We start from the raw sequence: 23,066 nt of genomic DNA, 5'->3' as shown, positions 1-23,066 counted from the left end.
GCACCAAACTTGCGCGTTTACCGCCGCTTTTTGCGACAGGGACGCCAACACGCAACAGTCACAGACACAAACTCGGCTCATGGTACACGCAAAACCCGGACACAACCTCAAGCTGCGTTCAGGCTAACCGTGCGTGGTTAACAGACCATTGCGCTTGGGAAGACTCTCGGTCATGGTCTGCGGCTGGCGGCGGCGGAGGACGCGACCACCGCATTTCTTTTCAAGGACCGATGGCATTGCGCAAGGCGTCGCCCGCTTTCTGGGACAGGCTCGCCCAAGAGATCGAGGGTGACGCCTCAAGCGACCTTTTCACGCGAGGCCGCTACGCCACCGACGCATCCATGTATCAGAGCTTCCCGGCGGGAGTGGCTTGCCCAAAGTCTGAGAGCGACGTGGCCATCGTCCTCGAAATGGCGCGAGAGGAAGGGTTGTCCGTCATCGCGCGCGGCGGTGGCACGTCGACCGCGGGCCAGGCGCTCGGCGAAGGCGTCGTCCTCGACTTCACGAAATATATGCGCGGCATCGGCGCAATCGACGTTGAAAACGCGCGATGCGTGGTCGAACCGGGATGCACGCCCGCAGCGCTCGCGGCGGCGCTCGAGCCGCATGGTCTTTTCCTCCCGGTCGAAATCGCCTCGGCGCAATCGGCGACGGTCGGCGGCATGCTCGGCAACAATTCGAGCGGACTGCGCGCCCTGCGTTACGGCTCGATGCGCGACCGCATCCTCTCCGCGATGGCGCTCGTCGCCGATGGGCAACGCGTGCATTTTCGCGCCATCGCCGAAGATGAAACGGCGCGCTTTCCCGGCCGCGACCGCCTCCTCGACCTCCTTCAATTCGGCGAAGCGCACGAGAAGGACATCGCCCGCGAGTTCCCGCTGCGCCCGCCCGGCACGCCGGAGCCGCCCGCCTATGATCTGCGCGCGCTCCTGTCCTATTCCGAAGACCAGAACCTCGCGCGGCTGCTCGCGGGCTCCGAAGGCACCCTCGCCATCGCCATCAGCATCGAGCTGAAGCTTGCGCGGCTGCCCGGAACGCGCGCGCTTGGCGTCTGCCGCTTTGCCGATTTCGGCGGCGCGCTGCGCGTCATCCCGAAGATCGCGCTCCTAAATCCCACCGCGATCGAACTCCTCGACCGCACGCTGATCGACATCGTCGCGGCTCGGCGCGACCCGCATGCCGCGCGCCTCCTGCAGGGCGATCCCGAGGCGCTGCTGATCGTGGAATTCGACGAGGAAAACCCGGTCGACAACACGCGGCTCCTCAAGGGCTTGTCCGAAACGCTGGCCGAAGCCGACAAGGGCCGCTTCCCGCTCGTGGAGATCATCGGCGAGAACAACCGCGCCGCGCTCTGGCAGCTGCGGCACAACGCAGTCACGCGTGCGTGGCGCATGAAATCGGCGGCGCAGCCTCTGTCGTTCATGGAGGACGGCGCGGTGCCGCTCCACTGCCTCGCCGCCTACGGAGCGGAGCTTGAAGCGCTGCTCGGCAAGCACGGCGTCCGCTCCGCGCTTTATGGCAGCGCCGGGCGCGGCTGTCTGATCGTACGGCCGGTGCTGAATCTCCGCCACACGAACGACCGGGAGCGCATGCGTGCGCTGTCCGACGAGATGGCGGCGCTGATCGTGCGTCATGGCGGCGTGCTGAGCGGCGGCCATGGCATCGGCCTTGCTCGAAGCGAGGGGCTGGAACGTGCGCTAAGTCCGGGCGCGCTGCGGCTCTTCGCGGACCTCAAGGCGCATCTCGATCCGGGCTTCGTGTTGAACCCCGGCAAAATCCTTCGCCCGCCGGATTTCGACGATGCGGCGCTGTTGCGCGCCCCGCGAGAGGCGAAGGCCGCCGACGCGCCGGTCGCCCTCACATGGGAGGCCGAAGCGACGCCCGCGCGCGCGCTGGAACATGCGCGCCGCTGCGCCGGGCACGCGCTCTGCCGCACGGCCGAGCAGCGTTTCGCCTGCCCGTCCTTCGCCATGACGCATGATGAGCGCGACTCCCCGCGCGGCCGCGCGGGGACGGTGCGGCTCGCGCTTTCGAGCCAACTCGGAGACGAGGCGCTTGGCTCGCCCGCGCTGCTTGAAACCATGGCGCTGTGCGTCTCATGCAAGGCGTGCGGCTCCGCATGCCCGTTCGGCATCGACATCCCGAAGATGAAGGTCGAGGCACTCGCCGCCGCACGCGCGGCAGGCCGCTTCTCCCGCGCGCAGGAGCTTTACGCCAACCTTGCAGATTACACCGAGCGCGCGGCGCGCTGGCGATGGTTTCTCGCCCTCCGCGACCTGCTGCCGGGTCTGGCCCGCTTTACGGAGCGGAAGCTCGGGCTTGCCGCCGACCGCCCATGGCCGCGCTGGGCGGGGCGCCGCTTCCGCGCGCCGGTCGAGGCGGAACCGGGACCGCGCGGCGTCGTTGCGCTGTTCGCGGACACGTTCAACCGCTCGTTCGAGACGGCAAACCTCCGCGCTGCGCAGAGCGTACTCGAAGCGGCGGGTTACGGCGTCGTCGCCTTCACCGACGGCGAAGACGGCGCGCTATGCTGCGGGCGCTGCGCCTATGATGCGGGCGACATCGAGAAGGCGCGCGCGCAGGCGATGCGGCTGTCACGCGCGGCGGCCGCCTATGCCGAGCGCGGCGTGCCCGTCATCGGCCTCGAACCGAATTGCGTGCTGATGATGCGCGACGAATATGCGGCGCTTGGCCTGCCGGTCGCGGACCCGCCGCCCGTTTTGCTGTTCGAGGAATTTCTCGCGCGGCGCATCGGCGACGGCGGCTTGTCGCTCCCGCTGAGGGCCATCGAGGCAACCGTGGTGCTGCATTCGCATTGCCACGAGCGCGCGCACGGCGTCGACGCGCATGCCGAAGCCCTGCTGCGACTGATCCCCGACCTGACCATCACGCCCGCTCCGCCGTCCTGCTGCGGGCTGAACGGGCTGATGGGCATGACGCCCGACACGCTCGACGCGTCGCTTGCCATGGCCGAGCAGGCGCTGTTTCCCGCGATCCGCAAGGCTGGCCGCGACGCGCTCGTTTCCGCCACGGGCTATTCCTGCCGCAAGCAGGTTCAGGATGGGCTGGGCCGCCCCGCGCGCCATCCCGCGATGCTGCTCGACCTCGCGCTGAAGGGCGACGCCGAAATCGTCGGGTAATGTGCGAGCTAACGGCGCGCCGCTCCGGCTGTCGCGCCCGCCATCGCCATGACCTTGGCGAAGACCTCCGCGCTATCCCATTCCGCCGCGCCGAAATAGCGCCCGACCTCCCGGCCTTCTCGGTCGAGAATGATCGTCAGCGGCAGGCGGTCCGCGTCCAGCGCGAGGCTCAAGTCCCCGCTCGTCTCATTGAACAGCGCCAGGCTCTTTATCCCGACGCGCTCGTAGAACGCCTTCGGCTTCGCAAGGCCGCTCCGATCCGTGCTGACCGCGACGACAGCGAAACCGTCGCCGCCCTTTTCGGCCTGAAGCTTGTCGAGCGCGGGCATTTCACGGACACACGGCGGGCACCACGTCGCCCATATGTTCAGCAGTACAATCTTGCCGCGCCACTCGGAAAGGAACCGCGCCTTGCCGTCCGCGCCATTGAATGAAAGCGCCGGGAGCGTGACTGGCTTGGCGTGCCGGATGAACTGGCCGGACTCGACCGGGGTCGGAACCGTGACCGCCGCCGGGCGCGGCTCGTCTGGCACGTTGGACGCGCGCTCCATGACCATGCCCACAGCCATCACCGCGAGCGCCCCCGCAGCGGCAAGACCATAGATGAGGAAGCCTTGCCTCCGTGTTCCGCCGTCGTCGTTACCGGTTTCCATGCCCGGAGCTTTTCATCACGCATATCGCACAGTCAAGCTGCACGATGGACGCAATAACCATCGCAGGTCATCGCGGTGGACGGCGGCAGAGAAAGGGCGAGATCACAGCGCGATCCCGCCCAAACATTTCATCGAGCCTTCATAAAAAACGTCAGCGCGTGCCCATCGCACGCACGCGAAGGTTCTTCGTCCTGCGGTCAGTCACTCCCTTGCCATAGGCGTAAGCATAGCCGAGCGCCATCATATCGCGCGCTGTGGGGAACGATTCGATCTGAACGATCCCTTCCTCCCCCGTCTCGCCCTCGTGCTCGGCGCTGAAAATCTCGGTGCGCTCAAGCGAGCTCCGCAGACGATGCTCAGGCACCATGCTCTCGCCGAACTCATACTGGCGGGTCACGTCCCTGCCGCGCCATTCCGCGAGATCGATGCGGCTGCGTTGGGTCGTCTCAATGCCTCGTTCCAGACCACGTTCCATGTCTTCCTCCATCCAGCGGGCGGCGCTAGAAGCACGGCGCGCCAAAAGACCGTCATGATATCAATGCTTGAGCCGCGCAGGCGTTCCCTGCCGAAACGTCATACGGCTTCGTTGCCCAAAATTCAGGCTACTGAAAAAGCTGCTACATTGAGTGTCGAAGCCCGCTTGTACATTCGGCGGCAGCGCGCTAATGCTGCGCTTCAAGCCCTCTAGCGGTCCTGTTTTCGGCATTTGCATCCGGTTGCTGTATCCTCGCGAGCAAAGGGCGAAATCATGAGGACCACTTCTAAACTCCTGGATGGAGACCGTTTTACCGATCAGCAGAACGGGCTCTAGGCGAAGACAGCGATGGCCAATAAAATGTGGGGCGGGCGCTTCGAGACAAAGCCCGCCGAAATCATGGAGGAGATCAACGCCTCCATCTCGTTCGACCAGCGGTTCTATGCGGAGGACATCCGCGCTTCTCAGGCGCATGCCAGGATGCTCGGCGCGTGCGGGATCGTTACGCCCGAAGAGGCCGACGCGATCGTCGCGGGCCTCGATACGGTGCGCGAGGAGATCGAGGGCGGGCGCTTTGAGTTCCGCCGCGAATATGAAGACATCCACATGGCGGTGGAAGCGCGGCTGAAGGACATCATCGGCCCGGTCGCGGGCAAGCTCCACACCGGCCGCTCGCGCAACGATCAGGTGGCGACGGATTTCCGCCTCTATATTCGGGGCGCGATCGATCATCTCGACGAGCAAATCACCACGCTCCAGCTCGCGCTTGCGACGAAGGCCAAGGCTCACGCCGCTACCATCATGCCGGGCTTTACGCATATGCAGGTGGCGCAGCCGGTCACTTTCGGCCACCACTGCCTCGCCTATGTCGAGATGCTGGACCGCGACCGTGGCCGCTTCGCCGACGCAAGGGCGCGCGTGAACGAAAGCCCGCTCGGCGCGGCCGCGCTCGCCGGCACGTCGTTCCCCATCGACCGGCACATGACTGCGTCCGCGCTCGGCTTCGCGCGCCCCCTCGCGAACTCGCTCGACTCCGTGTCCTCGCGCGACTTCGCGCTGGAAACGCTCGCCGCCGCCGCGATCTGCGCCACGCACCTCTCGCGCCTGTCGGAAGAGATCGTCGTCTGGTTCAGCGCGGGCTTCAAATTCATCACGCTGTCCGACCGCTTCACCACCGGCTCGTCGATCATGCCGCAGAAGCGCAACCCGGACGCTGCCGAACTCGTGCGCGCCAAGGTGGGTCGCATCGCGGGCGCGTTCGTTTCACTGCTGACGGTGATGAAGGGCCTGCCGCTCGCCTATTCCAAGGACATGCAGGAAGACAAGGAGGCCGTGTTCCTCGCCATCGACGCGCTGTCGCTCGGCCTCGCCGCGATGACGGGCATGATCGAGGACATGGAGCCGGTGCCAGAGCGCATGCGCGACGCCGCCGGTCAGGGCTTCTCGACCGCGACCGACCTTGCAGACTGGCTCGTGCTGCACGCGCAGCTTCCATTCCGTGAGGCGCATCACGTCACAGGCCGCATCGTGAAGCATGCCGAAAACCTCGGCGTCGATCTTCATGAGGTGCCGCTGAAGGATATGCAGGCCGTCGAGCCGCGTATCACGGAGCGCATTTTCGACGTGCTGAACGTGGATAAGTCGGTGGAAAGCCGCCGCAGCTTTGGAGGCACAGCGCCGCAAAATGTGAAGGCGGCGGCTGAAATCTGGCTGAAGAAGCTGGAAGCCGCCGGAACTTCGCGCTAAACACGGGCTAGGGATCGCGTGGCTGAGGTTGCGGGGCGGGCGTCGTACGTTTGCCTGCAGGCGATGCGCGCGAGGCGAGGCTTGGTCAAGCCTTCGGCATAAGCTTCGGGCGCGGTGACGGGGATACGATGACTGGCTTAAGTCGCAATCTGGTACTTGCTTTCGTGCTCGCGCTTGGGCTGTCGGCCTGCGGGAAAAAGAGCGACCTTCAACGCCCTTTGCCGCCGCCGGACGTGCCAAAAGACGCAAAAGGAAAGGTTGACCCGGATCGGCCCTTCATTCTGGACCCGCTCCTGCGTTAAACTCGCGTCATGCATCATTTTTCTTACAAGAACGGCATCCTTCATGCCGAGGGTGCCGCTCTCGACGCTATCGCTCGCGATGTCGGCACACCGTTTTACTGCTACTCCACCGCCACGATAGAGCGCCATTATCGCGTGTTCGCCGAGGCCTTCACCGGTCTGGACGCGCTCGTCTGCTACGCCATCAAGGCCAACTCCAACGTGTCGGTGATCCGCACGCTGGCGAAGCTCGGCTCCGGCGCGGATGTGGTCTCCGAGGGCGAGATCCGGCGCGCGCTGGCGGCGGGCATCCCGGCTGACAAGATCGTGTTCTCGGGCGTCGGCAAGACCGAGGCTGAAATGGCCTTCGCGCTCGACGCAGGCATTTACGGCTTCAACGTCGAGAGCGAGGCCGAGCTTCGCGCGCTTTCTCAGGTTGCCAGCGGACGCGGCAGGACAGCGCGCATCGCGTTTCGCATCAACCCCGACGTGGACGCCAAAACCCACGCCAAGATTTCCACCGGCAAATCCGAACACAAATTCGGTGTAAGCTGGCGCGACGCGCGCGCGCTTTATGCCCTCGCCCGCGACCTGCCGGGCCTCGACGTGGCGGGCGTGCACATGCACATCGGCAGCCAGATCACACATATGGAGCCGTTCCGCGACGCCTTCGACCTGATGGCGAACCTCGTGGAAGATTTGCGCCGCGACGGCCACACGATTTCCTATGTCAATCTCGGCGGCGGGCTCGGTATTCCCTATCGCTGGGATCAGGAAGTTCCGCCTCTGCCGAGCGACTATGCCGAGATCGTCATCGGCCTGTCGAACCGGCTCGGCGCGAGACTTCTGTTCGAGCCGGGGCGCATCATCGTCGGCAATGCGGGCATCCTCGTCACGCAGGTCATCTATTCCAAGCACAGCGGCGAAAAGCGCTTCGTCATCGTGGACGCGGGCATGAACGACCTCGTTCGCCCGACGCTTTACGACGCCTATCACGACATCTGGCCCGTGAACGAGGCGCAGCGGAACGCCAGCATCGGCCGCGCCGATGTCGTCGGGCCGGTGTGTGAGACGGGCGATTTCCTCGCGAAGGACCGCGATATGCCGGAGCTTGCGCCGGGCGATCTCATCGCGGTGATGACGGCGGGTGCTTATGGCGCGGCGCAGTCGTCCACTTACAACACGCGGCGGCTCGTTCCTGAGGTGCTCGTCAACGGCGCGGATTACGCCGTGGTGCGTCCGCGCCCGAGCTACGAAGACATGCTGCGCGCCGAGCCGCTCGCGGGCTGGCTTCGGTAATCATCAAGGGTTGCGTCGGGACGCAAGCCTTAGTCTAGGTTTATTGGCTAGGATTCGAAATCGAACTATGATTCGCAACTGAGAGGGCGGCCGTCCGTCAGACAAAACCGCCCTCCTTTGGTATCATCGCCTAGGTGCTAGGCCAACGACACGTATGGGCACGTACATGTTCGTACCTGCCCAGCCGAAATCGCCAGTAGTCCCTGACGAATACGACCAGATCAAGCAGAAGCTCCATAGCTTCTCCTTTCTGGATGACGGATCCAGCCGCCGCTCCGGACGCCCTATGCGTCCGGCGTTAACGCATTCGGGTTTCGGAGCTTTGCGGATTAGCTTTGGCTTTTGCTGAGGGAGTTTTAGCTGATTCGTCGGTGGTTTGTGTCTACGGACGGAGCGAATTGCGGCGATTCACAGGTTATTCACTACTGCGTCATCTTACCGCCATTCCTCGGGCGCGACGCCCTGCCGCCTCAGACTGAACTCGATCACGTGGCCGAGCACGTCCGCTTGGCTCAGGCCGTGCTGCGCCGCCGCTAGGCAGATCGATCCGCTGCGTCCGATATGGCAGCAGATGTTGAATTCGAGGAAGACGCGCCGCCCCGTCTCGGGATCGAAGCGATAATCCATGCGGAAATAGTCCATCGGCCCGGTGGCGCGCCACAGCGTAGCGGCGTCCGCGCGGAGGTCATCTTCGACGCGGCCCGCCTCGAAAATCTCATAGCCGAGCGGATCGCTGCGCTTCAGGTCTTCGGTGATGATGCCGCCCGCCTTGTCCGAGCGCGGACGCACCACGCCGAGCACGAGGGGGCCGTTCGCGCTGCCAAGCGACGGCACGGTGATGTCGATGCCGGGCGCATACCCCTCGACGAGCACCGCCATGCCCCGCGCCATGAGCTTTGCCGCCACGCGCGCAGCGCCTGCCCAATCGTCCTGAATCGACTCGGCGCTGATGCCCTCCGAGGCCGCGCCGAAACGCTGTTTGACGAAATACGGGCCGGGGAAGCCGGGCGGCGTGGCGAGCGCGGCCTCGTCAGCGTAGACCGCGCCCTCAGAAACCGGAATGCCGATGGCCTTGGCGGCGAGCTTCGCGAGCCATTTGTCTTCGGCGAGGGCGCGAATGTTCGGTCGCGCGCCGACATACGGAATGCGCAGATATTCGCAGAGCGAGGGGATGAACACCTCCGGGTTGTTGATCGGCATGCGGTTGTAGAGCGAGAAGACGATGTCGGCCTCGCCCTTCGCGGCAAGGAGCGCCAGCGGTTCGCTCGCGGTGCGGACCCGATAGCCGAGGTCGCGCAAGGTGCGGAACACGCGCGCGTAATAGCCGGGATAGCCGCCATCTCCCTCGAAGTCGCGCGCTGCATAGTTCGGCTCAAGCGGGGCATGCCGCGCGATGAAAAGTATGCGCGTGGACGGCGTCGACGGTGCGACGAGCAGCTGTTCGGAAATCGAAGGATGCATGAGAGGCTCCATCCGGGGTCGTGCTGCCTTGAGAACGCCGTCCGAAGGCAGACAATCGATTCGATCAGAAAATAATCCGTTTCGTTAAACAATTCGAATGCTGTTCAAGCGAGATCGCCTTTTGTGGAAACGAGATCATCGCTCCGAGTTCTTTGTGAGCATGACCTCGCCGCAAGGCCCGTGCCCACCGACACGCCCAAGCCGCTGATGCGAAAGGCGCGCGCGCCGCGCACTCAGTCGCTTTCGAGCTGCCAAGCTTCCTTCAATGCCGGGTGCACGATGCTCGAATGGAGCGCGAGAAGGATGAGCTTCGCATCGAGGCTGTCCTCGTCGGCAAGCGCGGCCTCGATCCGGCGTTCCGCATCGTTTGCAGCGGTCTCGCCATTCGCCACGGTGAACCCGTCAGCGCCAAGAGCGACATAGCCGATAAGCTCCGCCGCATGGCGATAATGAGGCTCGCGAGGATCTTCCGCATACGCGTCCATCAGCAGCGAGACGACCGTCAGCTTCACGGCTTCCGGCACAAGATTGGGATGGAGGTCGACGACGCGCAACACCTTGTCGAGCGTGCGCAAGCTCTCGGATCGTCCGAACCGGCCAAAGACGCCGAGGAAGGGGGAGCTTCGTGCCATGATCCGCCTATGCCTTTGATGTCGAGGTGTGTCTTGTACTACGACACCGGCCTCTGTTTCGAAGGAAATACGCATTTCAGCGCTACGAATTGCCGACGATCCAGACGGATTCCCTGCCGCCTCGATCATGCGGAAAGTCGGTGCGAAATTGCTATCCGCTTTTATCGGTGTCGCGCCTACAGCACGCAGTTGTTTTCCAGATTCAGAGGCTAACCTTGCGGACCCCGACGCACCATATAAAGCGTACCTTACGTCAGTCGCATGTGGATTGATGTGGCGAAATCCGGTGAAAGTTATGACAACTTCTGATTCGGCTTCTTACCTTACGCCGCAGTTCGACGACTTCCTGTTTGCTCGCATCGACGACGGAAGCGACGCTATGCCGCTCAGCGTTCTTTCCGTGCTCGCGCGGCTAGGCGTCGATCCTTGGGAAGAGGCCGCTAAACTCGCTCGATTGCCGCGCGTGTCCGCTGCCAAGAGGCTCGTCTCGTTCATTGCCGCGACACCGGGTGCCCCATCGGCATATCTGAACGACAAGACTGTTTCCGATCGGCTGATCGCTTTATTGCCGTCCCCCGCCGGCGTCGTGACGCCTCTCAGGGAGCGTGGCGTTAGCGCATTGATAAAGTCCCGGTCCACAACGTGGCTGGTTGTGATTGCGCTCATTCTGACGATCCAATTGATCGTGTTGAGCCGCCAATCATCCGTGCCGACCAATGAACCCCAGGCAATCTCCGGCACCGTTCGGCCTTGAACGACTTGTCCTGCCTGCGAGGCACCCCTCCGGCGAATTTTCCGGGTTAACATTCTCGCCCATCGCGATCCCGCCCCTCTCTCCTCGCCGTTAATGAAACTGAACGAGGCATTCATGCGCCGTTCAGGTGAAAAAGCTCAATGTCACGGTTATCCGATCCCTGACGGTTAACCATCACGAACCTTTCCTCGGCCCACTCCGGGAGGTATGCAGTTCAGGGGCTGCATACCTCTCTTTCTTTTTACTCTCTTTCTTTTTACCTAAAGCTCGTCCGCTGGCGCTTGCGATCCTTCCCTTGCGAACCTAGTTTTTGAGCAAGATCAAAAGCTGGTTCAAAAAAGGAGAAGCACGTGGCATTCGAACTTCCCGCCCTCCCCTACGCGTACGAGGCTTTGCAGCCCTACATGTCGGCGGAAACGCTGCAATACCATCACGACAAGCACCATCAGGCGTACGTCGATACGGGCAACAACCTGCTCAAGGGGTCCGGCCTCGAAGACAAGGGCCTTGAGGACATCGTCAAGGCGGCATACGGCAAGAACCAGCCGCTGTTCAACAACGCTGGCCAGCACTACAACCATCTGCATTTCTGGAAGTGGATGAAGCCGAACGGCGGCGGCAAGTCGCTGCCTGGCAAGCTCGCAGCGAAGATCGACAGCGATCTCGGCGGCTACGACAAGTTCCGCGAGGCGTTCATCGAGGCGGGCAAGACGCAGTTCGGTTCCGGCTGGGCCTGGCTCACGTTGAAGGATGGCAAGCTCGAAGTCACCAAGACGCCGAACGGCGAAAACCCGCTCGTACATGGCGGCGTGCCGCTTCTGGGCGTCGACGTGTGGGAGCACTCCTACTACATCGACTATCGCAACGCGCGGCCGAAATATCTGGAAGCCTTCGTCGATAACCTCGTCAACTGGGAATACGTTGAGGAATTGTTCGAGAAGGCCCACGGCTGACCCGATTAGCGACGCCGATGACATGCTCATGGCCGGGGTCTCCCCCGGCCATTATTTTGTTCGCAGCTCTTTTCTGATCAGCTTGCGGATCGCCCCGCGCAAACCGGAGCCTGCGCAAGGCGCGCCAGAGTTTTAGTAAGCGACGGAGATGCGCACGCCGCCGTAGATCGCGTCTTCACCGCCCTTTTCGACGCCGCCGACGTTCCACATGTATTGGAGGTCGGGCTGAATCGTCAGGCCGGGAACGATCTGAGCCTTATAGAAGATTTCGGCCATGGATTCGTAATTGAGCGTCGAATCGGCCTTGATCGCGTCGTCCGAAACGCTTGCATAGGCGAAGCCCGCGCCGAAGCTGTCGTCCGGACGGCTCGGGATGAAACCCGAGAAGACAACGCCGCCGTCGAAGTAGAAGTCCACCGCGTTGCGATCCGTGGGCGCACCGGCGAGGCGGGCGAACACGTTGATGCCCTTCGTCGGGTCGTCAGGCAGCGCGTAGATCTGCTGATCGATCGAGCCGTAGAAGCCGTAGTTCGAGTCGAACAACGTCTTCGGGTCGTTTCTAAGCGTAGCGCTGTAAACGTCTGAGAAATCTGACGTGTGCTGCCAAGAACCGAATTTGATCGTGCCGGGAAGGCTCGTGATGCCTGAGGGCGCCGGAGCAAAGTCCTTGTAGCCCTTGTAGCCGCCGTCCTTCGCGCCGCCCTTGGCAGCCTGATTATACTTGTACTCGATTTCCTGAACCAGGAACGGATCGTCCTGCGTGCGGAAGTCGGTGCCGTGATCGTTGCACGCCTGCGGGTCGTCGCAATTGGGGTTCGCAGGGCTGCCATTGTAGATCGCCGCGCGGAACGTCAGCGCGTCCGTCAGGTTGACCTGCACGCGCGCGCCGGGCGTCGCCAGCGGGTAGGCGTTGCCGCCTTGCGGAACGTCCGCCGCCCAGATGCCGGCCCAGCCGAAGGTGCTGTTGATGAAGGCGCCGCCGGTTTCGGTGGTAAAGAATTCGCTGTCGACCGCAAGCTGACCGGCGCGAACCGAAACGCGCTCGCCGAACTTCTGTTCGAGCCAGAGTTCAAAAAGGCGCGTCGACGCTTCGGCCTCGATGGAGCTGATGGCCATGAGCGGGCCGCCGAGGTTGTCGCCAAGCCCCTTGCCGTGGATCTGATAGCCGTTGGCGTGGAACGTCAGGCCCTTGAAGCCCGCAAGCTTTTCAAGGTCGGCGTCGACGAAGACTTCGAGGCGACCCTGATAGATCGAGCCGTCCTTCGCGCCGCCCGAATTGGTGAACGTCTCACCGATATAATTGATGCCGTAGGTGATGCCTTTCGCGGCGAGTGCGGCGCGCGCGCTTGCATCCGGACCACCGTTGAGGCTGGTCGCAATGGATGCTTCCGGAAGTCCATCATTCTCGTCCGCGAGCGCAGCGTTCGCCCCGAAACCGAGCGCCAAGATCGCAGCGGCGCTGCACGCCGTGCGCATCGTCATTGTTGTCATTCGTGTGCCCCCCAAAGGTCACATTTGCCCAAATCGAAGCCAAGCCCGGCCTCTTTTCCCAATCGCTCGATTTAAGGTTGCGGATCGCAGCCAATTTGCAATCGATGAGCTTCCGCGCGCCGTCTCATCAAAGTGCCTATGAAGGACTGTGGAAGAACCCGATGCACCAAAAACCAAGCCTGATAGATTCGAATATCGAGGCTTCCGGTTCCGGTCAACCGCCTAGACTTGCAATATCGAAGTTTAGAAGCGTTCTTGATTGCGGGCGTTGCCAAAAAACACATCTCTGGAACTGGTCTAAATCGAAAAGATAGTCGTTGCCATTGCTTTATCTGTTGGGTAAATGGGGAGGTGTTCCTAAGTTTGCTTGCCATAAGCTAGGTAAGGTCGCAAACCAAGGCGAGATTTACCGTATCAAATCCGCACCGAATTGAAGGAGAAGTTTGGGTGAATTATAGAATAGCTGGCATCGCCGCGCTTTCTGCGTGCTTTATTATTTCCGCAGCTTCGGCGAAAGAAATTCCAATTGGCGAAGCTCAAGAAAAAAGCGGCCTTCGCGTAGGTGCCGTTTACCTTCAGCCCGTGGAAATCGACGCTCCCGAGTTGATGCGCGACCCGAAAGAATCCGACTTTCACGTCGAAGCGGACATCACCGCCGCAAAAGACAATGCGTGGGGCATCGAGGAAGGTCTCTGGTTTCCGGGGCTTGTCGTGCGCTACGAACTGACGCGCCTTGACGACAAAAAGACTGTTTCGGGCGATCTCGTCCCGGACATCGCGACCGATGGCTTCGCTTATTGCAACAACATCAAGCTTCCCGGCGCTGGTGGGGCGGGCAAGTACAAGCTGACGCTGACCGTTGCGCCTCCCGGCGACAACAAGAAGCAGCGTATCGCTCGCCATGTGGATAAGGAAAACGGCGTTCCTGAATGGTTCAAGCCGTTCTCGCTCGACTACGAGTTCACTTACGCGGGCACCGGCAAGAAGGGTGCGTACTAAAATCGCTTGAACAAAGCGGCTCTAGCGCAAGTCAAAAGCAGTCCCGCCTGCCGGATTCCGGCGGGTGGGACTTTTTGCTGGGGTCTTTCCGGGTTATGGCAAAGCTTTAAATCCGACCATCGCTGCTGTACTTGGCAAATGTAAATTTGGAACTGTTTTAATTAAAAAAGATAGACATTGATTTTGGAATGCTCTCGACGTACCAAAAAAAGAATGGCTGGGGTGTTCCGTAAGTAAGGACGCGATGAGTCAAGACCGATTTCTGAGTAAATTGGCTATAGATGCGCATGAACGGGGAAAGATAATATGTTCGTCAGACTAGTTGGAGCTGCGGTGCTGTCCGCTTGCGTTATTACTTCGCAAGCTTTCGCCAAGGAATATCCAATCGGCGAAGCTCAGGAAAAGGGCGGCCTCGAAGTCGCCGCGGTGTACCTTCAGCCCATCGAGATGGACCCGCCCGGCATGATGCGTGCTGCGAAGGAGTCCGATATTCATCTTGAGGCTGACATCAAGGCCGCGAAAGGCAACGAGAACGGCTATGCCGAGGGCGATTGGGTTCCCGCGCTCGCGGTCAAGTACGAGCTCACGAATCTCGACAACAAGACGGTCGTCTCCGGCGACATGATGCCGATGGTGGCGAACGACGGCCCGCATTATGGCGACAACGTCAAGCTTGCTGGCCCCGGCAAGTACAAGCTGAAGCTCGACGTCGCCCCGCCGAGCGCCGACAAGCACTCGCATTTCGGCCGCCATGTCGACAAGGAGACCGGCGTTGCCCCCTGGTTCTCTCCCTTCACGGTCGAATACGAGTTCACCTTCGCAGGCACCGGCAAGAAGGGCGCTTATTAATTATCGCGGTTCACACGCTGACCGCCGAAACAGGAAGCGTCCGCATTCAGGGAATCTGGACACGGACGCTTTCGCGGCGCTTCCGTGGGGCAAGGAAGGAAGCAATTTCATGAAGCATCGGATCAAAGTCGTTTTCGCGGCGCTTTCTCTGGCAGGCGCGCCGCAACTCGCTCTCGCGGACGAGCCTGTGTTCGAAATCGAGATGAAGGACGGTGTCATTACGCCGCCGCGGCTCGAAGTACCTGCGAATACGCGGTTCAAGATCGTCATCAAGAATAGCGGCACCGTTCCAGCCGAGTTCGAAAGCTACGACCTCCGCAAGGAGGAAGTCGTCCCGGCAGGCGGCACCGGCCGGATGATCATCCGTCGCCTCGATCCGGGCGAGTACAAGTTCTTCGATGAGTTTCAGCCTGACGCTCCGCCGATGGTGCTCGTCGCCAAGTGAATGCCGCGCCTCAACGGTGTAGCTGACGGCCTCGGCGCGGTGTTCAAGGATCGGGAGCATCCTGCGATACCGCGCCTTTTTTTGTGATATGATCGCCACTCGAAGCAATCGACGTGACATTTTCCACCCATATGCTGAACCGAGCCCCGATTGAAAACGGCCCGCAGGATGGCGGCCATTTGCCAGATCTGAATCCGCATCTTTCTGACCCGGTTCCGCCTCAGGTCTACGAAGCGCCGCAGATGGCGCGTGTCGACCGCTGGATCGCGGCGGCGGGCGAATGGCTCGCGCGAAATCAACGCAGCGTGATGGCGGTTCAGTGGGGCATCGTCGGCATCTACGTCCTTCTTGTGGTCGTGCCCGCGTTCCTGCCGCCGCCCGCCCGCACCGCGCATATCTGGACAAACCTCACACTCTTCGCGCAGTTCGCGTTTTGGGGCATCTGGTGGCCCTTCGTGCTCGTCAGCATGGTCATGGTCGGCCGCCTGTGGTGCGGGGTACTTTGCCCGGAAGGCGCGCTTTCGGAGACAGCGAGCCGCAAGGGGCGTGGCCGCTCGACACCCGGTTGGGTCAAATGGAAGATGTGGCCGTTCGTGGCCTTCGTGCTGACGACCGTCTACGGGCAGATGCTCAGCGTCTATCAATATCCGAAGCCAGCGCTCCTCATCCTCGGCGGCTCGACGGTGGCGGCCATCGGCATCGGCTACATGTACGGCCGCAACAAGCGCGTCTGGTGTAAATATCTCTGCCCGGTTAACGGCGTGTTCGGCCTTCTGTCGAAGCTCTCGCCGCTTCATTATCGCATCGACCGCGACGCGTGGGACGCCTCTCCCAAGCCCGCCGTGCGGCTCAACTGCGCGCCCATGGTGCCGATCCGCACGATGAAGGGCGCAAGCACGTGCCATATGTGCGGGCGCTGCGCCGGTTTCCGCGATTCGGTCGCGCTGTCGCGGCGCACGCCGGGTTCCGAGATCGTCCATGTTGCGGGCTTTCAGACCAAGCCGTGGGAAACCTGGCTCATCGTCTTCGGCCTGCTCGGTGTTGCGGCTGGCGCGTTCCACTGGGCTTCGAGCGCGTATTTCATCGCGGGCAAACAAGCTGCCGCCGAATGGCTTGTGGACAACGGCATCATGTGGCCGATCACGGGGCACGCTCCGTGGTGGGTGCTGACGAACTATCCCGACCTCAACGACGTGATGTCGCCGCTCGATGGTGCGATGCTGCTCACCTATCTCGCCATCGTCGCGCTCGTCTTCGGCGGGGCGATCATGCTGTTTCTGGCGGCGGCGGGACGCCTGCTCGCGCGGCCCTTCGACGGCGCGACAATGGGAGCGATCTGGCGGCAGCGAACCCATCACCTTGCGCAGGCGCTGATCCCCATCGCGGGCAGCATCGTGTTCCTCGGCCTGTTCGCGACGACCGCCTCGATCCTGAAAGCGGACGGCATCCGCCTGACCTTCGTTCCGACGGTGGAAAACATCATCATGGCGCTGGCGGCAACGTGGTCCGTGGCGCTGGCGTGGCGCATCTGCGGGCTTTACACGGGGTCGCGGGGGCGGCAGGTGCTCGCGGCGGCGCTGATGCTCGGCGCAATCGGCGCTGGCGTCGCGGCTTGGGCGCTGCCTTACTGAATCCGCAGATCTTGGCGCCGCTTCGTCAAGCCGCCGCGTCGAGGCGCACGGGCAGCCCCGCAGCCGCCATGTAGCGCTTGGCCTCGCCGATGGTGTAGTCGCCGAAATGGAAGATCGACGCCGCGAGCACCGCCGTCGCGCCGCCGTCGCGGATGCCTTCCACGAGGTGGTCAAGATTGCCGACGCCGCCCGATGCGATCACCGGCACCTGCACGGCATCCGAAATCGCGCGCGTGAGGGCCAGGTCGAACCCGCTGCGCGTGCCGTCGCGGTCCATCGAAGTCAGCAGAATTTCGCCCGCGCCGAGCGCGACCACATCTTTCGCAAAATCGATAGCATCGATGCCGGTGCGGTTGCGCCCGCCATGCGTGAAGATTTCCCAGTGCGCGCCGCGCCCATCGCCTTCATCATCGACGCGCTTCGCATCGATGGCGACGACGATGCACTGATTGCCGAACTTCTCCGCCGCCTCGCCTACGAACGCGCGGTTCGTGACCGCCGCCGTGTTGATCGACACCTTGTCAGCGCCCGCGCGCAACAGCGTGCGCACATCGTCGAGCGTGCGCACGCCTCCGCCGACCGTCAGCGGCATGAAGCACCGCTCGGCCGTGCGCGCCACCACGTCGAGAATGGTGCCGCGCTTCTCATGGCTCGCGGTGATGTCGAGGAAGCAAAGCTCGTCCGCGCCCGCTTCGTCATAGGCTGCGGCGGCCTCGACGGGGTCGCCCGCATCGCGCAGATCGACGAAGTTGACGCCTTTGACGACGCGGCCGTCCTTCACGTCGAGGCAGGGAATGATGCGAACTTTCAGCATGGGATCATCTTTGAAAGAGTCAGGCGCGGCCGCGCGACCGGAAAGCGGCCGTCCACGGGCCGCCATTGTCGCGCAAAACCAGAAGCAGAAAAACGAGCAGGCCGCCATCGAAAAGGAACGGTGCCGCGCCGAGATGCGCCATGTTCCAGACGAGCGTTGCGCCCGCCACCGAAGTCGCCGCCGCGAGCACGTAGCCCGCAGTGAGCGCGGGCGAGATGGGCGCGCCGAGCCTCCACCAGAGGATTGCGCCCGCCGCGATCAGAATCACGGTCTTGAAGATCGCCATGGCACCGATGAGGAGCGCGAACTCCGCCGAGGTGTCGGCCGCGCGGCTAGCGCCGGACGAAGCGAGGATTGCGGCGGCGATGGCGAGCACGCAGGCGGCGACGAGCGCTAGTCGCTCGCGGGTTGGCGTGAACAGGCCGGGGTGCGGCGCTTCGTTTTCCGTTTCGGCATCAGGTAATTGGCTGTCGGGGCGTTGTAGCATGGCGATAACCTCTGTGGCATTCTAACATAGGCAGTCCGCGTCCGCGATGAAGAGGGTGGAAGGCGCGGCCAGCGCGCGCGAAAAGTTCGATTTTTGCGCGTCGCACCCTCTCGACATCGCTACGCAAACCCCGTATAAGGCCGTCTCCGACGCGCGAAAGCGCATGCCCAGGTAGCTCAGTCGGTAGAGCAGCGGATTGAAAATCCGCGTGTCGCTGGTTCGATTCCGGCCCTGGGCACCACTGTCCCCTAAGCTCTTGGTCTTGTTTAAAGAATGACGCGCGCTCGTCATCTGGATCGCCGCGCGATTTCGGACCGGAGCTTGCCCGATGCTCCCCAGTTCTAACGCGCTCGGACCATTTTTCGGCGCGCTTCCGACTACTTGTCCGCAAAGCGGGACGCGGGTCGCAGCCGAATAGCTCACGAAAAAGCCCGAGGCTCTCCGCTTTGCAAAAAAACGGAAAACCTCGGGCGTGATCGGACGTCGCCAGAAACGCTGGTTATGCTGCGCGCCACGCTCCAGTTCGCGTCCCGGCCCAAAAGCCAGTAGCGAACCGGTCGCACGCAACGCTACGCGCTCCGTTGCTCGGCGCGCTCCGCCACGATCTGATCCGCGACGCGGCCCGACAGCTCGATGAGATGGTCGAACTCGGCCTTGAAGTGCCCCGCGCCCGCCGTAGCAGACCGCAGCTCAATAATGAGGTCGTGGATTTCGGCCTCGGGAATGTGCGCCTCGATGGTATCCCAGCCGGTCCAGCCGGGGCGTGCGTCAAAGCCTAGGATTTGCCCGCGCCGCGCCGAGATCATGCCGTTGACCTTCGCCGTCGCCTCGGTCGGCACGGATATGCTGACGGCCGCGACCGGCTCCAGCAGCACCGGCTGACATTTCGGCATCCCCTCGACCATCGCGAGACGGCCCGCCAGACGGAAAGCTTGATCCGAGGAGTCAACCGTATGATAGGAGCCGTCCTTCAGCGTCACGGCCACGTCTACCACCGGAAAGCCGAGAGGCCCGCCAGAAAGATAATCGCGCACCCCGGCTTCCACGGCCCCGAAATAGTTACGTGGCACGGCGCCGCCCGTGACGACTTCCGTGAAGGCGAAGCCTTCGCCGCGCTCCTGCGGGCGAATTTCCACGACAACGTCGCCGAACTGACCATGCCCGCCGCTCTGCTTCTTGTGGCGGCCGCGCACCTCGACGCTTTTGCGGATCGTCTCGCGATAGGGGATTTGCCGCCGCCGCGTCTCGGCCTTGACGCCGAAGCGCCGGGCGAGCTTTTCGAGCGCGACGCGAAGATGCATCTCGCCTTGCCCCCACAGCACCATCTCGCCCGTCTCGCGATCCTGGTTAAGCGATAGCGCCGGATCTTCGTCGATCAGCTTGGCGAGCGCGGAGGTGAGCTTGATCTCGTCCTTGCGGTCGCCCACGGCGATGGCGAGCGCGTAGACCGGCTTCGGCTGCTGCACCGGGTCCGGCGCGGCGAAGCCCTTTTCGCCCGAAATCGCTTCGCCCGTGTGAATGCTTTCGAGCTTGCCGAACGCCGCGACCTCGCCCGCTTCAGCCGGACCGCGCTTCTTGATGTCGGGACCGGACACGGAAAAGATGCCGGAAATGCGCTCCTCGCCGGACGCGCTGTAGACCGCGCCGCCATCCGAGAACTGGCCCGCCAGCACGCGAGCGAGCGAGAGCTTGCCCGCATGCGAGGTTTGAATGGTCTTCACGACGTAAGCCGCCGATTTCGCCGCGCCAAGGCCGAGCCTTTCGGCGGTTTCGGTGACGAACGGGGATTCGTGCCGCAGAGCCTTAAGAAGCCTGCCGATGCCGTGGCCGGCTTCGGCCGAACCGAAGAACACAGGGCAAATCTGGCAGCGCTTGAACTCGGTCACGAGGTCCGCGAAGATCTGATCGCGGCTCGGCACGCTGTCGCTCAAGAGCTGCTCCATGAGGGCGTCGTCATAATCGGCGAGCTTCTCAAGCATGGAAAAGCGCTGTTCGGCCTCGAATTGCGCGAGGTCGTTCGGAATATCGATCAGTTCGCTCGGGGCATGCGGGCGATAGACGAACGCGCGTTCGAGCGCCAGATCGACGAACCCGCTCACCGCGCCGCCTTCCTGAATGGGAACCTGGCGCAGCACAAGCGGAAGGCCACTCGCGGGCTGCATCGTGGAAAGCAACTCGGCGATGTTGCCACCGGCCTTGTCGATCTTGTTGATGAAAAGGAAGTGGGGGATCTTCGCGGCTTCGAGAGACTTCAGCACGCTTTGCAGCGCGTAGAGCTTCTTCTCGTCCGCCTCGCATACGACGACAGCGGTGTCGCAGGCGGGCAGCGCCGCCGTGCCGTCGAACTGAAATTCGATCGAGCCCGGAAAATCGAGCGCCGTGAAACGGTCGCCAAGATATTCGAAGCTCGCGACGTTCGATTCCACGCTCATGCCGTGGTTCTTCGCTTCCGGCGACGTGTCGCCGACGGTCTTTCGAGCTTCCGTGCCCTCGTGCGTCGCGCCGGCTCGGGCGAGTATGGCTTCGAAAAGAGAGGTCTTCCCGCTGCCTTGAGGTCCAACGAGTGCGATACAGCGGGGGCTTCTGCCCCCTGCATTTCCATTTCCGCCCATGCGTTTCGATCCTGTGTGGAATTATGCACTTGCGGGCGTGCCGTCAGCACGAGCCGCGACGAAAGGCATGGTCGCCCCGGATTGTGGAATAAGCAAGCGCCGCGATGGATCGGCGGGCGGTTCCACACCTGCGCGAATTGACGCCGAAGCCTCTGCATAAACGCCGCGGCGCGATTGACACGATGCGGGGATGATGGTTGCAAGCTGGGCAAGCCTGCCGAGTCCCAAGCTGCGAGTTTTTCAGCCCATGAGTCACGAATTCGACGCGAGCCTCATCCACCCCGAACCCGCCGCCGAGGCTTTGCCGCCTGACCTTCGCAATGCGGTCGAAAGCGCGAAACGCATGCCGAGCGCGTTCGCCAATGCGAAGCTTCACGGCGAAAACGAGTTGAGGCGGCTCGTGCAATCGTGCAATCGCATCGCGTGGGGCACGGTCCCGTCGGATCTCCGCGCGCCGAGCCGCGAGGAAGCCGAAGCTCTGCTCGCCGCGCTGGCGCCGGATGTGCGCGAAAAGCTCCTCGCCGAGGCGAAGCTCGCGGCCGAGCAACGCCGGTTCGTCGGCATCCTCCGTATCATCGAGCGTGAGGTCGCGGCGCAGAAGGCCGCCGAGCAAGCAGACCGCGTGCGCTACGAAGCGGAGCAGCGCGAAATCGCGGAGTTCGAAGCCTTCGACGCGGCGGGGAAAGCCGCCCGATTCGAGGCGTGGCGCGCGTCCAGACGCGGAGCTTGAGAAGCTCGCCGTCGCCTCGGTCGCTTTCCCGAAGCTTTAAACCAACAACATTACTGTGAGCGTGGGCGTCGCGGCTTGCCAAATCGGGCGGCCCGCGCGAAACAGGATGCGCAGGAATCGCGACGGGGAGCGGAACGGCCATGCCTCAGCTTTTGACGCCGGACATCTGCGTGATCGGCGCGGGATCGGGCGGGCTGTCAGCCGCCGCTATCGCCGCCGCCTTCGGTGTCTCCGTGGTGCTGATCGAGCGCGGCCCGATGGGCGGCGAGTGCCTCAACACAGGCTGCGTGCCGTCGAAGGCGCTGCTCGCCGCCGCGAAGCGGGCGCATCAGATCCGCGACGCGGAGAAGTTCGGCATCCGCGTCGGCAATCCAGGCATCGATCACAAGGCCGTCGCGGAGCACGTTGCGGGGGTGGTCGCGGCCATCGCGCCGAACGATTCCGTCGAGCGGTTCAATGGTCTCGGCGTGGATGTCATCAAGGCGAGCGCGCGCTTCGTCGACCCCGACACCGTCGAGGCGGGCGACTACCAGATCAAGGCGCGCCGCTTCGTCATCGCCACCGGCTCCGCGCCGCTGATCCCGCCGATCCCGGTGCTCGACCGCGTCCCCTTCTTTACGAACGAGACGATCTTTCAAAACACGTACCGCCTGCCGCAACTCATTATCCTAGGCGGTGGGCCGGCGGGGCTCGAACTGGCGCAGGCTCACAAGCGGCTCGGCAGTGAGGTGACGGTCGTCGAGGCGGGCAAGGCGCTGTCGCGAGACGACGACGAGTTGCGGCAGTATCTGCTCAATCGGTTGCGCGACGAGGGCATCCGCGTGCAGGAGAACGCGCGCGTCGAGAGAATCGAGCCGTTCGGCAACAACATCCGCGTGGTGTTCGCAAACCTCGGCCGGACCTATTCCATCGAGGGAACGCACCTCCTCCTTGCGGTAGGCCGCGCGCCCGTTGTCGCCGATCTCAATCTCGAAGCGGCGGGGATCGATTACAGCGAGCGCGGCATCCAGGTCACGAGCGGGCTTCGCACCTCGAACAAACGCGTCTACGCCATTGGCGACGTGACGGGCGAGGTCAACCTCACGCACGCCGCCAACTATCATGCGTCCATCGTCATCAAGAACGCGCTGTTCCGGCTTCCGGCGAAGGCCGATCATTCGACCATCCCGTGGGTGACGTTCACCGACCCGGAAGTGGCCCATGTCGGGCTGACCGAAGACGCGGCCCGCGCGCGCTACGGCAAGCTCGCCATCCTGCGCTGGCCCTACGCCGAGAACGACCGTGCTCAGGCCGAGCGCGAAACGGGCGGTTTCGTGAAGGTCATAGCGTCGCGCCGGGGCAAGATCCTCGGCGCGGGGATTGTCGGCGCGCAGGCGGGCGAACTCATCCAGATGTGGAGCCTCGCCATGCAGAAAGGTATTTCCCTCAAGGTGATGCAAAGCATCGTGTCGCCTTATCCGACACTCTCCGAAATGAATAAAAGAGCCGCCCTTAACTACTTCGCGCCAAGCGCGCAGAACCCATTCTTGCGACGCATCATTGCATTGCTTGCGAAATTCCGCTGATTCGCGTTATTTAGAAGCGTTGGCAACAGGGTTCTTTGACGCGCTTTGG

The 23,066-nt window shown here is 63.0% G+C and carries 20 protein-coding genes and 1 tRNA gene; 13 read left to right on the top strand and 8 right to left on the bottom strand.

The window, feature by feature from the left end:
- Positions 1 to 230: 230 nt before the first annotated feature.
- Entirely contained in the window at positions 231 to 3,140 is a 2,910-nt protein-coding gene (locus RVAN_RS12160; protein WP_041787547.1) for an FAD-binding and (Fe-S)-binding domain-containing protein, read from the top strand.
- Between the two features lie 8 nt (positions 3,141 to 3,148).
- On the opposite strand, the gene RVAN_RS12155 is transcribed toward RVAN_RS12160, so the two are convergent.
- Both RVAN_RS12155 and RVAN_RS12150 read right to left on the bottom strand, forming a co-directional pair.
- Positions 3,149 to 3,793, bottom strand: a complete 645-nt coding sequence (locus RVAN_RS12155) for a TlpA disulfide reductase family protein (protein ID WP_013420017.1) — start codon at positions 3,791 to 3,793, stop codon at positions 3,149 to 3,151.
- Between the two features lie 151 nt (positions 3,794 to 3,944).
- Positions 3,945 to 4,268, bottom strand: a complete 324-nt coding sequence (locus tag RVAN_RS12150) for a hypothetical protein (RefSeq protein ID WP_013420016.1) — start codon at positions 4,266 to 4,268, stop codon at positions 3,945 to 3,947.
- 348 nt (positions 4,269 to 4,616) lie between these two features.
- On the opposite strand from RVAN_RS12150, the gene argH reads away from it, so the two are divergent.
- From argH to lysA, 3 genes are all read left to right on the top strand, one after another.
- On the top strand, positions 4,617 to 6,014 hold the full coding sequence (gene argH / locus RVAN_RS12145) for an argininosuccinate lyase (protein ID WP_013420015.1): 1,398 nt from the start codon (positions 4,617 to 4,619) through the stop codon (positions 6,012 to 6,014).
- A gap of 128 nt (positions 6,015 to 6,142) precedes the next feature.
- Positions 6,143 to 6,316 carry a lipoprotein gene (locus tag RVAN_RS21180; protein WP_013420014.1) on the top strand — a complete coding sequence of 58 codons (174 nt, stop codon included), beginning with the start codon at positions 6,143 to 6,145 and terminating at the stop codon, positions 6,314 to 6,316.
- 9 nt (positions 6,317 to 6,325) lie between these two features.
- Positions 6,326 to 7,594 (top strand): diaminopimelate decarboxylase, encoded by a 1,269-nt coding sequence (lysA, locus tag RVAN_RS12135; protein WP_013420013.1) that lies wholly within the window; start codon positions 6,326 to 6,328, stop codon positions 7,592 to 7,594.
- Between the two features lie 435 nt (positions 7,595 to 8,029).
- Here the strand turns inward: lysA and RVAN_RS12130 are convergent, their stop codons facing one another.
- Both RVAN_RS12130 and RVAN_RS12125 read right to left on the bottom strand, forming a co-directional pair.
- The gene (locus RVAN_RS12130; protein WP_013420012.1) at positions 8,030 to 9,055 is read right to left on the bottom strand and encodes a hypothetical protein; all 1,026 of its coding nucleotides are present in this window, start codon (positions 9,053 to 9,055) and stop codon (positions 8,030 to 8,032) included.
- Positions 9,056 to 9,288: 233 nt separating this feature from the next.
- A complete protein-coding gene (locus RVAN_RS12125; RefSeq protein WP_013420011.1) occupies positions 9,289 to 9,687 on the bottom strand; it encodes a hypothetical protein in 399 nt (132 codons plus the stop codon).
- A 271-nt stretch (positions 9,688 to 9,958) separates the two neighbouring features.
- On the opposite strand from RVAN_RS12125, the gene RVAN_RS12120 reads away from it, so the two are divergent.
- Positions 9,959 to 10,441, top strand: coding sequence for a hypothetical protein (locus RVAN_RS12120; protein ID WP_155942439.1), 483 nt, complete (start codon positions 9,959 to 9,961; stop codon positions 10,439 to 10,441).
- Positions 10,442 to 10,791: 350 nt separating this feature from the next.
- Entirely contained in the window at positions 10,792 to 11,394 is a 603-nt protein-coding gene (locus tag RVAN_RS12115) for a superoxide dismutase (RefSeq protein ID WP_013420009.1), read from the top strand.
- A 132-nt stretch (positions 11,395 to 11,526) separates the two neighbouring features.
- Here the strand turns inward: RVAN_RS12115 and RVAN_RS12110 are convergent, their stop codons facing one another.
- On the bottom strand, positions 11,527 to 12,885 hold the full coding sequence (locus tag RVAN_RS12110; protein ID WP_013420008.1) for a carbohydrate porin: 1,359 nt from the start codon (positions 12,883 to 12,885) through the stop codon (positions 11,527 to 11,529).
- A 447-nt stretch (positions 12,886 to 13,332) separates the two neighbouring features.
- On the opposite strand from RVAN_RS12110, the gene RVAN_RS12105 reads away from it, so the two are divergent.
- The 4 genes from RVAN_RS12105 to RVAN_RS12090 all read left to right on the top strand — a co-directional run bounded on the left by RVAN_RS12105 (position 13,333) and on the right by RVAN_RS12090 (position 16,809).
- Complete coding sequence (locus RVAN_RS12105; RefSeq protein WP_013420007.1) at positions 13,333 to 13,884, top strand: iron transporter; 552 nt, start codon at positions 13,333 to 13,335, stop codon at positions 13,882 to 13,884.
- A 306-nt stretch (positions 13,885 to 14,190) separates the two neighbouring features.
- Entirely contained in the window at positions 14,191 to 14,733 is a 543-nt protein-coding gene (locus RVAN_RS12100) for an iron transporter (protein WP_013420006.1), read from the top strand.
- 109 nt (positions 14,734 to 14,842) lie between these two features.
- A complete protein-coding gene (locus tag RVAN_RS12095; protein WP_013420005.1) occupies positions 14,843 to 15,178 on the top strand; it encodes a cupredoxin domain-containing protein in 336 nt (111 codons plus the stop codon).
- A 242-nt stretch (positions 15,179 to 15,420) separates the two neighbouring features.
- Entirely contained in the window at positions 15,421 to 16,809 is a 1,389-nt protein-coding gene (locus RVAN_RS12090) for a 4Fe-4S binding protein (RefSeq protein WP_041789085.1), read from the top strand.
- Positions 16,810 to 16,834: 25 nt separating this feature from the next.
- Here RVAN_RS12090 and hisF read toward each other — a convergent pair whose 3' ends face one another.
- Together hisF and RVAN_RS12080 are read right to left on the bottom strand one after the other, a co-directional pair.
- Positions 16,835 to 17,623, bottom strand: coding sequence for an imidazole glycerol phosphate synthase subunit HisF (hisF, locus tag RVAN_RS12085; protein ID WP_013420003.1), 789 nt, complete (start codon positions 17,621 to 17,623; stop codon positions 16,835 to 16,837).
- A 19-nt stretch (positions 17,624 to 17,642) separates the two neighbouring features.
- Complete coding sequence (locus RVAN_RS12080; RefSeq protein WP_013420002.1) at positions 17,643 to 18,110, bottom strand: hypothetical protein; 468 nt, start codon at positions 18,108 to 18,110, stop codon at positions 17,643 to 17,645.
- Positions 18,111 to 18,275: 165 nt separating this feature from the next.
- On the opposite strand from RVAN_RS12080, the gene RVAN_RS12075 reads away from it, so the two are divergent.
- Positions 18,276 to 18,351 (top strand) — tRNA-Phe (locus tag RVAN_RS12075).
- A 328-nt stretch (positions 18,352 to 18,679) separates the two neighbouring features.
- Here the strand turns inward: RVAN_RS12075 and RVAN_RS12070 are convergent.
- Positions 18,680 to 20,722, bottom strand: coding sequence for an elongation factor G (locus RVAN_RS12070; RefSeq protein ID WP_013420001.1), 2,043 nt, complete (start codon positions 20,720 to 20,722; stop codon positions 18,680 to 18,682).
- 247 nt (positions 20,723 to 20,969) lie between these two features.
- On the opposite strand from RVAN_RS12070, the gene RVAN_RS12065 reads away from it, so the two are divergent.
- On the top strand, positions 20,970 to 21,452 hold the full coding sequence (locus RVAN_RS12065) for a hypothetical protein (RefSeq protein ID WP_013420000.1): 483 nt from the start codon (positions 20,970 to 20,972) through the stop codon (positions 21,450 to 21,452).
- 140 nt (positions 21,453 to 21,592) lie between these two features.
- Positions 21,593 to 23,017, top strand: a complete 1,425-nt coding sequence (locus RVAN_RS12060; protein WP_013419999.1) for a dihydrolipoyl dehydrogenase family protein — start codon at positions 21,593 to 21,595, stop codon at positions 23,015 to 23,017.
- The last annotated feature ends 49 nt before the right edge of the window (positions 23,018 to 23,066 follow it).

It is taken from the genome of Rhodomicrobium vannielii ATCC 17100 (genome assembly GCF_000166055.1).
Lineage (GTDB): Bacteria > Pseudomonadota > Alphaproteobacteria > Rhizobiales > Rhodomicrobiaceae > Rhodomicrobium > Rhodomicrobium vannielii.
This window is presented reverse-complemented; position numbering and strand designations above follow the sequence as displayed.

What these genes read in the sequence shown, in the direction of transcription:
- RVAN_RS12150 (WP_013420016.1), bottom strand. Translation starts at nt 4,268, where the DNA reads ATGGAACGTGGTCTGGAACGAGGCATTGAGACGACCCAACGCAGCCGC.
- RVAN_RS21180 (WP_013420014.1), top strand. Translation starts at nt 6,143, where the DNA reads ATGACTGGCTTAAGTCGCAATCTGGTACTTGCTTTCGTGCTCGCGCTT.
- RVAN_RS12110 (WP_013420008.1), bottom strand. Translation starts at nt 12,885, where the DNA reads ATGACAACAATGACGATGCGCACGGCGTGCAGCGCCGCTGCGATCTTG.
- RVAN_RS12100 (WP_013420006.1), top strand. Translation starts at nt 14,191, where the DNA reads ATGTTCGTCAGACTAGTTGGAGCTGCGGTGCTGTCCGCTTGCGTTATT.
- RVAN_RS12070 (WP_013420001.1), bottom strand. Translation starts at nt 20,722, where the DNA reads ATGGGCGGAAATGGAAATGCAGGGGGCAGAAGCCCCCGCTGTATCGCA.
- hisF (WP_013420003.1), bottom strand. Translation starts at nt 17,623, where the DNA reads ATGCTGAAAGTTCGCATCATTCCCTGCCTCGACGTGAAGGACGGCCGC.
- RVAN_RS12125 (WP_013420011.1), bottom strand. Translation starts at nt 9,687, where the DNA reads ATGGCACGAAGCTCCCCCTTCCTCGGCGTCTTTGGCCGGTTCGGACGA.
- RVAN_RS12065 (WP_013420000.1), top strand. Translation starts at nt 20,970, where the DNA reads ATGAGTCACGAATTCGACGCGAGCCTCATCCACCCCGAACCCGCCGCC.
- argH (WP_013420015.1), top strand. Translation starts at nt 4,617, where the DNA reads ATGGCCAATAAAATGTGGGGCGGGCGCTTCGAGACAAAGCCCGCCGAA.
- RVAN_RS12160 (WP_041787547.1), top strand. Translation starts at nt 231, where the DNA reads ATGGCATTGCGCAAGGCGTCGCCCGCTTTCTGGGACAGGCTCGCCCAA.
- RVAN_RS12155 (WP_013420017.1), bottom strand. Translation starts at nt 3,793, where the DNA reads ATGGAAACCGGTAACGACGACGGCGGAACACGGAGGCAAGGCTTCCTC.
- RVAN_RS12090 (WP_041789085.1), top strand. Translation starts at nt 15,421, where the DNA reads ATGGCGCGTGTCGACCGCTGGATCGCGGCGGCGGGCGAATGGCTCGCG.
- RVAN_RS12060 (WP_013419999.1), top strand. Translation starts at nt 21,593, where the DNA reads ATGCCTCAGCTTTTGACGCCGGACATCTGCGTGATCGGCGCGGGATCG.
- RVAN_RS12095 (WP_013420005.1), top strand. Translation starts at nt 14,843, where the DNA reads ATGAAGCATCGGATCAAAGTCGTTTTCGCGGCGCTTTCTCTGGCAGGC.
- RVAN_RS12120 (WP_155942439.1), top strand. Translation starts at nt 9,959, where the DNA reads ATGTGGCGAAATCCGGTGAAAGTTATGACAACTTCTGATTCGGCTTCT.
- RVAN_RS12080 (WP_013420002.1), bottom strand. Translation starts at nt 18,110, where the DNA reads ATGCTACAACGCCCCGACAGCCAATTACCTGATGCCGAAACGGAAAAC.
- RVAN_RS12130 (WP_013420012.1), bottom strand. Translation starts at nt 9,055, where the DNA reads ATGCATCCTTCGATTTCCGAACAGCTGCTCGTCGCACCGTCGACGCCG.
- lysA (WP_013420013.1), top strand. Translation starts at nt 6,326, where the DNA reads ATGCATCATTTTTCTTACAAGAACGGCATCCTTCATGCCGAGGGTGCC.